Source organism: Pedobacter sp., assembly GCF_035566355.1.
In the GTDB taxonomy this organism is placed as follows: domain Bacteria; phylum Bacteroidota; class Bacteroidia; order Sphingobacteriales; family Sphingobacteriaceae; genus Pedobacter.
Genome location: NZ_DATMRL010000240.1, coordinates 1 through 9,980, shown reverse-complemented (window position 1 = coordinate 9,980; position 9,980 = coordinate 1). Strand labels below are relative to the sequence as shown.

Here is a 9,980-nt window from a genome sequence, read left to right as displayed (position 1 = left end):
ACGAAAAAAATATCCGTCCCATATCTAGCGGCTCCAGATCTCCCACGAACGTTCAGCCTGCAGGTACAACATCTCCATACCATTTTTTACTGAAGCACCAGCCGCAGCAGCCCGCCGTAAAAACAGGGTTTCCTCCGGATTATAAACCAAGTCATAGGCCAGATGATGATCAGTTAGGCAGGCATAAGGTATATCTGGACAGCTTTCAATATTTGGCGACATCCCCAATGGGGTTGTATTGATTAAAATATGATGTGTATCCAGAAGTGATTCCGTCACATCATGATATAAAAAACATCCCTCCGCAGGCGTTCTTACTACAGAAATAAATTCAATTCCCAGTTTCCGAAGCACATATTTTACCGCTTTAGCAGCCCCCCCATCCCCAAAAACCAATGCCTTTTGATGATGAGCTTTTAAAAAAGGCCTGAGGGAGGTTTCAAATCCATAAGCATCGGTATTATATCCTTTCAGATAACGTTTACCGTTTATGGATTCAATAGAGATACAATTGACTGCACCAATTCCTGCAGCAGCCTCTTCCATCTCCTGCAAATAAGGCAGAACCTGAACCTTATATGGAATGGTAACGTTTAGGCCCCGCAAATCAGGTTTGTCCAATAAGGGTTCCAGTAACTCGATTTTTTCCAAAGGAAACAATTCATACCTGCAGTCCAAAATATGCTCCTGTTCAAACTTTTCAGTAAAGTGTTTTTTGGAAAAAGAGTGCGACAAAGGATAACCTATTAACCCAAATGTTCTCATCCTGTTGATATGAATCTTTATAATAAAAACCGGCCAGACCGGCTATTTATTTGTTTAAATTAAGAAAATGATCAAATGTATCTCCCCTAAGGCCCAGACGAATGGTCTCCAATGGAATAACTTCGGCCGGAGCAATATTGCCCAGGTTTACATTTGTTCCAATCAGCTTAATGAACCACACCTGCTGCTCTTTCTGAGGTGCTTCCCAGATAATAGTTTCTTCAGGTATCTGTGTAAGTATTTCATCTACCAGGCCTTCACGTACCTCTCCGGAGTCCCTGTAAATTCCAACATTTCCTCCTTCTCTCGCCTCCGCAATAACTTTCCACGAACCGGCCTCAATTTCCGCATTCATCAGTTTGATCCATTTATAAGGAGCAAATATCTTTTTCGCATCTTTTGATCCTACCTCCGAAATTACAGTTACCTGCTTCGACAGCTTGTGGATAAATTCGCATTTCTCATCGTGTTCAATCGTGATAGAACCATCTGAGACTTCTGCGTACTCCATCCCGAACTGATCCAGAACTCTGCAGTAATCATCAAACTGATTTCTAATCACAAAAGCTTCAAACAATGTTCCTCCAAAATAGGTAGGTATACCCGCGCTTTTATAAATCGCCAGTTTCTCTTTCAAATTAGGCGTAACAAACGAAGTCGCCCATCCAAATTTAACAATATCAGTATGTATACCGGCAACATCAATAAAATCTTCCGTCTGCCTCAAGCTTAAACCCTTATCCATAACCATTGTTATGCCTTTCTGGCGAGGTTTAACAGGACGTACGGGTATATTATTTAAAGGATAGTTCATATATTCTGCAAAGGTGAAAAAAAAATAGACTGCTTTTATCAGCTTTATCTAATAAAAGGGGATTTTTTTTATTTTATGTATTTGCTGATCACCTCTATAATTGGCCCATTGTCCTGTAATTGCGGCAAATATTCAAACAGAATATAATGTTTATCCGGATCCGTATTTAAAGCTGTTTCCAGGTAAATAAGTGCTTCCTTATGCTCCCCAAGTGCAAAAAGATAAGCCACCATCCGATAATACAATTCCGCGGCGTCCGGATTATTCTTAATGGCCTCGGAGATCGTTTCGGCAGCTTCATTTAATTTTCCCTGTTCATATAACACCGTTGAAAAATCAAGCCACGCCTCCACATCCAGCGGATTATATTCTAAAACTTTGTCGTAAGCTTCAATAGAATTGTCTATCTGCCCAAGTTTATAGTAGGCATCTGCCATCGCGAACCAGAAATCAGGATTTTCTCCGTCAAGCTCAATCGCTTTTTTATAGAAATGTAAAGATTCAAAATAACGCTCTTCAAAATTAAGTGTTACCCCAATGCCAAACCAGGCATCGGCCATCTTCATATCCATTTTCACCGATTTCTTATAATAAGAACGGGCCTCATCCATTTTCTCGAGTTTTTCATAACACTCTCCTATGGCGCAATAGGTATCAGCGTTCGGCTTTTCGTATTCAAAAGTTTGTCTGTAAACCTCTATGGCTTCTGCATAACGGTCCAGTTGAACCAAAGCATTTCCTTTGTTGTAGTAGGCAGAAGCAAAATTATCCTTGATCAGAATAGCGTAATCGTAAGCGTCAATAGCCTTCTCAAACAAATCAAGCTTATGATAAGAATTGGCCAGGTTATACCATGCCGCATAAGAATAAGGATCGTTGTCGATATATTCTTTGTAGAACTGTATGCTTTCTTCCTGTTTATCCAGGATGTCATAACAAAAAGCCAGCTCATACAAGCCATCCTTGTTTTCCATATTCTGCTCCAGGCTCTGCTTGATGTAAACAATCGCCTTCTCGTAATCGAGCATATTCTGATAAACATAAGCAATCTGCAACAAGATCTCATCTGTTGTTTCCGCAAAACCCAGGGCCTTCTGAAAGTTTTCCAGGGCTTCATGGTAGCGTTCCAGACTGTTGTAAATATTCCCCCTCAGAATATAAATCTCTGCTTCCGAAGCTTCCAGCATTTCTGCTTTTTCCAAAGCAAGGAAAGCGCGTTCTATCTGATCCGTAATAAATAACAGCTGTGCCTGTTTCACCAGGAAAACCGCCGCATAAGGATGCTGGTTTAGTGCATATTCAATCACCTGCAGGGCCTTTACCGGGTCGCTCTTTTCAATATAATAATCAATGATGTTCTCAAAGGCCTGGGCATCAAAAAAGTACTGATCCTGGTTCCGTAACATCTCCTCGTAGCGCTCTACAGAACGTTGTGCGTCATCGCTAAAATCAAAGTAAAATTCCTCTTCCATGTATTGAATAATTAAAGAACAGTCCCCTTTTGTTTTAAATACATTATAAGTTTAGCTAATTAATTCTAGCTCCGGCGAAATAATTTTCAACATTCACACACTTAAAATTATAATCAACTGATAAATTTGTAGTTAGCTTAGATTTAAAGGAGAGTTAAAATACAGCAAATTCATTGCCGTCTGTTCAGAATTCAGTACAAAGAAACAAAACATAATTTCAAACCCGGTAATATTCCCGTCAAGAAATCCAAGGGTTCCATTTTTATTAAAGCCCAACCAGGCATCTTTGTTTATATTTGTTTAGAAGGACATTACAACAGACAAGAACCGATGAAACCCATCATGTGCAGAAATACATAAACCGATAGGAATAGAATTTGGTAGCACATGATAGCATCATCACCATTAAAATAAAATTATATTCTGATGAAAAAAGAGATCAGTACGGTATTGAAGAACTTAAGCATTTTAGATGTAAACCCAGCCTACAGCACTGGAAGCAACTGGGGAGCTGCCTCCGGAGCAAAAACCATGGAGAGTTTTTCTCCTGTTGACGGTAAAAAGATAGCCGACATCCAGGTGGCCACAGCCGAAGATTACGAAAACGTAATGAAAACTGCGGAACAAGCCTTTCTGAAATGGCGAAATGTTCCTGCACCTAAAAGAGGGGATATTGTTCGCCAGCTTGGAGATGCATTACGGGCCCATAAAGAAGACCTCGGTACCTTAGTATCCTATGAAATGGGTAAAAGCTTACAGGAGGGCTTTGGCGAAGTACAGGAAATGATCGATATATGCGATTTTGCGGTTGGCCTCTCCAGACAACTATATGGCTTAACCATGCATTCGGAGAGACCCAGTCACCGGATGTATGAGCAGTGGCACCCGCTGGGCGTTGTCGGCATCATTTCTGCTTTCAATTTTCCAGTAGCGGTATGGAGCTGGAACGCAGCCCTGGCCTTGGTTTGCGGCAATGTATGTGTATGGAAACCTTCTTCTAAAACGCCCCTTTGCGCAGTGGCCTGCCAGCACATTCTTGCCGGCGTTTTAAAAGCAAACGATTTGCCCGAAGGGATCAGTTCACTGCTGATCGGAAATGCTGTAGGTGATATGATGAACAATGACAAACGTATCCCATTGGTTTCCTTTACCGGCTCTACACGGATTGGCCGACATGTATCCTCTACAGTTGCAGGCCGTTTCGGCCGGACTATTCTGGAGCTGGGCGGAAACAACGCCATCATAATATCTAAAGACGCGGATCTTGATATGTCCATCATAGGTGCTGTTTTTGGTGCGGTAGGTACCGCCGGACAAAGATGTACATCTACCAGACGCCTGATCATTCATGAAGACATTTATGATACCTTCAGGGATAAACTGGTTAGGTCCTATGGACAACTTAGAATAGGCGATCCACTTGACCAGCACAACCATGTAGGTCCGCTTATTGACACCGCAGCAGTAGATATGTATCAGAAGGCCATTGAAAAAGGAGTTTCTGAAGGAGCAAAATTCATTGTAGAGGGAGGCGTTCTTAAGGGAGATCAATATGTTTCAGGCTGTTATGTAAAACCTTGTGTGGCCGAAGTTGAAAATCATTATGAGATTGTTCAGGAAGAAACCTTTGCCCCGATCCTTTACCTGATCAAATACAAGACCCTCGACCAGGCCATAGCCCTTCAAAATGGTGTCCCGCAAGGACTTTCCTCTGCAATAATGACCTTAAACCTTCGCGAAGCAGAACAATTCTTATCCGTTAACGGATCCGACTGCGGAATTGCCAATGTCAACATTGGAACGTCAGGAGCCGAGATCGGCGGGGCTTTTGGCGGAGAAAAAGAAACCGGAGGAGGAAGAGAAAGCGGATCAGATGCCTGGAAAGGTTATATGCGCAGACAAACCAACACAATTAACTACTCAAACACCCTTCCTCTGGCACAAGGAATCAAATTTGACCTGTAAAATCAGAACAAAATAACAAGAGAAGAATAAACACCTGTTTTTTTTAAAAGCGGCCTTTTCAAGGCCGCTTTTTTTGTATTTCAACTGCGTTATTTCATCTATTTTAAAAAATGGCTTTTCTTCTATATACTTTTTTTTGAAAGCATTTCAATTTGATGTAAGTTTAAAGATTTTTATATGCTTATCCTCCTTTTGTTTTAACTTTTTAACCTATGTTACGCGTAGATAGCTCCAAACCATGTAAAATCGTTTATTCCTTATGCAAACATGAGTTTTTAGGCTATGTAATTGAGCCTCATATGGTTCAACTTAATCCACAGGGCGATTTTTCTCTAACCTATCAACGTCTTTTTAGCCATACCGCTAAAGAATTTGCCCGCCACCTGTCTGAAACAGATCTGAAGATGATCAAAATCCTCGACGAGACGGAACAAGACTATATCATTAAAAAATACCATAAGAAACAAATCCGGCCACTGGAGTTTTTCAGTAAATTCTTTGATGAGAAATTTTACGACACCGTACGCCCAAAGATTGAAAAAAAACTTACAGAGGTTTTATCTATTCTTGCCGTTACCGACTCCTTATATCTGATGGGAAAAGACGGATGGCCGGCAGAAAGAGAAATTGAAATTGCTGCTGAGCCCGCTACTATTCTTTTCCATTTTAGAAGAAACGAAACCGAAACCCGTTATTTCCCAACGATAAAATATCAGGGAATGCGTATAGATTTTATGTTTAAAGAAGCGCAGGTAGTCAGTAACCAACCTGCCTGGCTACTTTTAAATGACGTACTGTATTTTTTCGAACAGGATATAGAGGGTAAAAAGCTGCAACCTTTTCTCAACAAGCGTTTTATTACCATACCAAAAGCCACTGAAGGTGCCTATTTTGAGAAGTTTGTTGCCCCCCTGATCGAGAAATATCATGTATATGCAGAAGGCTTTGAAATCAAAACAGAAAAACACGAACCTGTAGCCATTCTGAAAATCATCTACGTAGAAGGTGGGATTTCACAACTGCAATTATACTTCAGGTATGGTTCATACGCCTTCGCCATGGACAATGAACGCAAGGTAACCGTCAGAGTCCATAAAACAGAAGACAACTATATATTTACCAGGATCAAAAGAAATACAGACTGGGAAAAGAGCAAATTCAATGAATTGCTCAAATCTGGGTTAAAGAAAACAAGTGCTTTATTCCATAATCTGGAACTACACGATCCAGGAGAACAAGAGGATAAATCCTATGGCTTGCTCAACTGGGTTAACGAACATTTAGAAGAACTCAGGGAAAAGGGTTATGAAGTAGAGCAGGCTACGGGAACTAAACGCTTCCTTTTCGCCACAAATAAAATTGACTTTGAGGTCAGCGAAAACAACGATTGGTTTGACATCAATGCCATTGTGTATTTTGGCAACCATCCAATTCCGTTTTTGGCACTTAAACAGCATATCCTTCAGAAAAAAAGAGAATTCATCCTTCCAGATGGCTCGATCGCAATTATTCCAGACAAATGGCTCAGTAAATATGGAACCTTGTTCAGCCTCTCGGAAGGCAGTAAGTCGCTGAAATTAAAAAAACATCATATAGGATTGCTTAATGATCTTTCTGAAGACAGTATTACCAATGTCACGCTCAACCGTAAACTTCAAAAACTAAATGACTTTGAAAACATCTCCGACATTCAAATGCCAGAGCACTTCAAAGGAGATCTTAGGAGTTACCAAAAGGCCGGCTATAACTGGTTCAGCTTCTTAAGAGAGTATAATTTTGGAGGCTGCCTTGCAGACGATATGGGATTAGGTAAAACCATTCAAACATTGGCCCTGCTACAGAAACAAAAAGAAGACAATGAGAGAAATGCCACCCCGGGCACCTCCCTCATCATCATGCCGACCTCTTTAATTTACAACTGGCTAAACGAAGCCAAAAAATTCACCCCTAAATTAAAAATCCTTTCCCATACAGGAAGTTCGAGGAATAAAGATGTAAGCCAGTTCATTCGGTATGATGTGGTCATTACCACCTATGGCATCACCCGGGTTGATATTGCCCTGATGAAAGATTTCTATTTCAACTATATTATACTGGATGAGAGTCAAAACATCAAAAACCCCTCCTCCAAATCCTTTAAGTCTGTCAGGTCTTTAAAATCGAAACACAGACTAATCCTGAGCGGTACACCTGTAGAAAACTCGGTAGGCGACCTATGGACTCAACTCACCTTTCTAAATCCAGGCCTTCTAGGTACCCAGGCCTTCTTTAACGAAGAGTATGTGCAGGCCATCGAAAAGAAGAAGGATGAAGAAAAAGCCAGAAAACTCCAGGCCATCATTAAACCCTTTGTTTTAAGAAGAACAAAAGAACAGGTTGCTGAAGAGTTACCTGCCAAAACTGAACAGGTTTTCTACTGTGATATGAGTGAAGATCAGGCCAGCTATTACGAAAAAACAAAGTCGGCTTATCGTAACGATCTCCTCAGCAGCATGGACGATGGCACCTATGCGAAAAAACAGGTCCAGCTTTTGCAGGGCCTTACCGCACTTCGGCAGCTTGCCAACCATCCATCGATGATAGACGATACCTATACCTCAGATTCCGGAAAATTCGAAAGCATAGTACACACCCTGGACAATGTGCTTAAAGGAGGCCATAAAGTATTGATCTTTTCTCAATTCGTGAAGCACCTGAGTATATTTAAGCGTCATCTGGAAAATGAACATATTCCCTATGCCTATTTAGACGGATCCACAAAAAACAGAGGCGAAATCGTAGCCGAATTCCAACAAGATGAAAACCTTAAAGTCTTCCTGATCTCTATCAAAGCGGGTGGAGTAGGTCTGAATCTGACTCAGGCAGATTATGTATTTATCCTTGATCCCTGGTGGAACCCGGCCGTAGAGCAGCAGGCCATTGACCGGACACACCGGATTGGCCAGGACAAAAAAGTGTTTATCTATAAATTCATTACACGAGATACCGTAGAAGAAAAAATTCTTTCCCTGCAAAACCGAAAGAAAAGACTGGCCAGTTCCCTGATCACTACAGAAGAAAGCTTCTTTAAATCCTTAAGCAAAGAAGATATCCGGGAGCTGCTCAACTAAGCCTTTCTTTTCAGGAGTTTTAAATACGTTTCCCGGTCAATCATTTCTGCCCCAAGGCTCATCAAATGATCATTGGGCATCTGACAGTCTATCATTAGCCATCGGCTCTGTTCACAAAGCCAGATCAGGGCACTCTTTGAAGCATTACTCACCAGGCTGAACATGCTTTCCCCGCAAAAAACACGGTTAACAAGAATTCCGTACAAGCCGCCGACCAGTTTATCGCCCTGCCAGACTTCCACACTGTGAGCATAACCATTTATATGCAGATTGATATAAGCCTCCTGCATTTCGGAAGTGATCCAGGTGCCATTCTGATCCTTGCGCTCCACAGAAGCACAATGCATAATCACTTCTTTAAATGCCTCGTTCATACTGATCCGGAATACCCCATCTTTAAAGATCTTCTTCATACTTTTACTGACCTTAAGATTTTCAGGGAAAATCACACAACGTTCATGAGGAGAAAACCAGCAGATCGGGTCATCTTCACTGAACCAGGGAAAGATTCCGTTCTCATAGGCCAGCAGTAAGCGTTCCATATGCAGATCACCCCCAATTGCCAGCAATCCATCAGGATCGGCAAGTGCAGGATCGGGAAATACAATCTCATCTTCCAGCAGTTTGAAAACCATATGCAATATTAAAACATAAACCCGATAGGATTAAAATAAACAGATCAACTTAATGTAACTAAATTTATTAATTTCCATCTTAATAAAAAGAGTGTACAATGAATTTTATAGGCAACATCATCTGGATCATCTTCGGTGGTTTTTTTATTTTTCTCGAATATATTTTCGGTGGTCTGATCCTGTGCCTCACCATCGTTGGCATCCCCTTTGGACTTCAATGCTTCAAATTTGCATTTGTTGGCCTGGCCCCCTTTGGTGTCCGTATTACGGATACTTCATCCAACACAGGTTGTCTTTCTACCATCATGAACATCATTTGGCTATTCTTTGGAGGATTTTGGATTGCGCTTACCCATTTATTTTTCGGCATTCTCCTTTGCCTTACCATTATAGGCATCCCCTTTGGCAGACAGCATTTCAAACTCATGAATCTCGCGTTCTCCCCTTTTGGAAAATCAATAAGCTAGGCCTTCTTTTCACTTTTTATTGAAAAGCTTTAAACTTATCTGTAAAAACGGAGTCTTACCCAGACATCAAGTTCCTATTGCTATGGAGAAAAAGGAAAACTTCTTTAAAGTCAAGCACCTCTACAACCGGGCAGGATTCGGAATTGCGTATCCTGAGCTGGAACACCTCAGCAGAAAAAATCTGCATAAATCCATCAAAGAACTCTTCTCCAATGCTCAAAAAATCACCGATCTGAACACCGTGGATGCTTCCGAAACCCGGCAACAATTGCTCATGCAGGCAGGTCTGAACGGAAAAAAAGACTTCAGTCCGGAAGAAAAAGAACAGCGGCAGGAAATTATCCGGAAGATCAGCCAGAAAGGAAGAGACCTCAACATTGAATGGATCCAGAGGATGATCACTACAGATGCACCTTTACTGGAGAAGATGACTTTGTTCTGGCATTGCCATTTTGCCTGCCGTTCAGGTAACCCTTTATATTCTCAGCAACTCAATAACATTCAAAGGAAATATGCCTTGGGAAGCTTTAAAACATTACTGACAGAGGTTTCCAAATCGCCTGCAATGCTGCAGTACCTCAATAACCAGCAAAACAGAAAGAACCACCCCAATGAAAATTTCGCAAGGGAACTGATGGAATTGTTTACCATTGGCCGGGGCAATTATACCGAACAAGACATCCGGGAGTCTGCCAGAGCATTTACCGGCTGGACTTATAATAAAGATGGGGATTTCGAATTCAAACCCAACA

At 41.3% G+C, this 9,980-nt stretch carries 8 protein-coding genes; 4 read left to right on the top strand and 4 right to left on the bottom strand.

The genetic code is table 11. The features are described 5' to 3' along the window. Positions 1-24: 24 nt before the first annotated feature. From aroE to VNZ46_RS09275, 3 genes are all read right to left on the bottom strand, one after another. Positions 25-765 carry a shikimate dehydrogenase gene (gene aroE / locus VNZ46_RS09285; protein WP_325559854.1) on the bottom strand — a complete coding sequence of 247 codons (741 nt, stop codon included), beginning with the start codon at positions 763-765 and terminating at the stop codon, positions 25-27. Between the two features lie 46 nt (positions 766-811). Then, on the bottom strand, positions 812-1,579 hold the full coding sequence (locus tag VNZ46_RS09280) for a phosphosulfolactate synthase (RefSeq protein ID WP_133779212.1): 768 nt from the start codon (positions 1,577-1,579) through the stop codon (positions 812-814). Positions 1,580-1,647: 68 nt separating this feature from the next. After that, positions 1,648-3,051 carry a tetratricopeptide repeat protein gene (locus VNZ46_RS09275; protein ID WP_108555515.1) on the bottom strand — a complete coding sequence of 468 codons (1,404 nt, stop codon included), beginning with the start codon at positions 3,049-3,051 and terminating at the stop codon, positions 1,648-1,650. Positions 3,052-3,477: 426 nt separating this feature from the next. Between VNZ46_RS09275 and VNZ46_RS09270 the strand changes: the two genes are divergently transcribed. Further along, entirely contained in the window at positions 3,478-5,016 is a 1,539-nt protein-coding gene (locus VNZ46_RS09270; protein ID WP_325559851.1) for an aldehyde dehydrogenase family protein, read from the top strand. Between the two features lie 212 nt (positions 5,017-5,228). Then, positions 5,229-8,126, top strand: a complete 2,898-nt coding sequence (locus VNZ46_RS09265; RefSeq protein ID WP_325559849.1) for a DEAD/DEAH box helicase — start codon at positions 5,229-5,231, stop codon at positions 8,124-8,126. Here VNZ46_RS09265 and aat read toward each other — a convergent pair. Continuing rightward, entirely contained in the window at positions 8,123-8,761 is a 639-nt protein-coding gene (gene aat / locus VNZ46_RS09260) for a leucyl/phenylalanyl-tRNA--protein transferase (protein ID WP_325559847.1), read from the bottom strand. The genes VNZ46_RS09265 and aat overlap by 4 nt on opposite strands. 98 nt (positions 8,762-8,859) lie before the next feature. On the opposite strand from aat, the gene VNZ46_RS09255 reads away from it, so the two are divergent. Together VNZ46_RS09255 and VNZ46_RS09250 are read left to right on the top strand one after the other, a co-directional pair. Beyond that, on the top strand, positions 8,860-9,228 hold the full coding sequence (locus tag VNZ46_RS09255) for a YccF domain-containing protein (RefSeq protein ID WP_325559846.1): 369 nt from the start codon (positions 8,860-8,862) through the stop codon (positions 9,226-9,228). Positions 9,229-9,310: 82 nt separating this feature from the next. Further along, the coding region (locus VNZ46_RS09250; protein ID WP_325559844.1) for a DUF1800 family protein at positions 9,311-9,980 on the top strand (670 nt) is incomplete at its 3' end.